General features: G+C 53.2%; 1 rRNA gene. It reads left to right on the plus strand.

From position 1 onward, the window contains the following. Positions 1-1,366, plus strand: a 23S ribosomal RNA gene (locus IFT44_RS20995); the annotation flags it as partial. Positions 1,367-1,561: the final 195 nt, after the last annotated feature.

Genomic DNA, 1,561 nt, shown 5'->3' on the forward strand with positions numbered 1-1,561 from the left:
AGACGACGAAGTGGTTGATGCCATGCTTCCAAGAAAAGCTTCTAAGCTTCAGGTAACCAGGAACCGTACCCCAAACCGACACAGGTGGTTGGGTAGAGAATACCAAGGCGCTTGAGAGAACTCGGGTGAAGGAACTAGGCAAAATGGCACCGTAACTTCGGGAGAAGGTGCGCCGGTGAGGGTGAAGGACTTGCTCCGTAAGCTCATGCCGGTCGAAGATACCAGGCCGCTGCGACTGTTTATTAAAAACACAGCACTCTGCAAACACGAAAGTGGACGTATAGGGTGTGACGCCTGCCCGGTGCCGGAAGGTTAATTGATGGGGTTAGCGCAAGCGAAGCTCTTGATCGAAGCCCCGGTAAACGGCGGCCGTAACTATAACGGTCCTAAGGTAGCGAAATTCCTTGTCGGGTAAGTTCCGACCTGCACGAATGGCGTAACGATGGCGGCGCTGTCTCCACCCGAGACTCAGTGAAATTGAAATCGCTGTGAAGATGCAGTGTATCCGCGGCTAGACGGAAAGACCCCGTGAACCTTTACTATAGCTTTGCACTGGACTTTGAATTTGCTTGTGTAGGATAGGTGGGAGGCTTTGAAGCGTGGACGCCAGTCTGCGTGGAGCCAACCTTGAAATACCACCCTGGCAACTTTGAGGTTCTAACTCAGGTCCGTTATCCGGATCGAGGACAGTGTATGGTGGGTAGTTTGACTGGGGCGGTCTCCTCCTAAAGAGTAACGGAGGAGTACGAAGGTGCGCTCAGACCGGTCGGAAATCGGTCGTAGAGTATAAAGGCAAAAGCGCGCTTGACTGCGAGACAGACACGTCGAGCAGGTACGAAAGTAGGTCTTAGTGATCCGGTGGTTCTGTATGGAAGGGCCATCGCTCAACGGATAAAAGGTACTCCGGGGATAACAGGCTGATACCGCCCAAGAGTTCATATCGACGGCGGTGTTTGGCACCTCGATGTCGGCTCATCACATCCTGGGGCTGAAGCCGGTCCCAAGGGTATGGCTGTTCGCCATTTAAAGTGGTACGCGAGCTGGGTTTAGAACGTCGTGAGACAGTTCGGTCCCTATCTGCCGTGGACGTTTGAGATTTGAGAGGGGCTGCTCCTAGTACGAGAGGACCGGAGTGGACGAACCTCTGGTGTTCCGGTTGTCACGCCAGTGGCATTGCCGGGTAGCTATGTTCGGGAAAGATAACCGCTGAAAGCATCTAAGCGGGAAACTTGCCTCAAGATGAGATCTCACTGGAACCTTGAGTTCCCTGAAGGGCCGTCGAAGACTACGACGTTGATAGGTGGGGTGTGTAAGCGCTGTGAGGCGTTGAGCTAACCCATACTAATTGCCCGTGAGGCTTGACCATATAACACCCAAGCAATTTGCGTCGAATGACCAGATTGCGGTGACTGTGGAGATGACACGAACCGAAAGTTCGCAGCAAGACAACCCACAAACATCACATACCCGATTCGCTGGAGTGCCTCCCAAGGGCATCCTGGCTACAGAATTTCTTGACGACCATAGAGCATTGGAACCACCTGATCCCATCCCGAACTCA

The organism is Pseudomonas sp. CFBP 13710 (genome assembly GCF_014842235.1).
Classification (GTDB): Bacteria; Pseudomonadota; Gammaproteobacteria; order Pseudomonadales; family Pseudomonadaceae; genus Aquipseudomonas; species Aquipseudomonas baltica.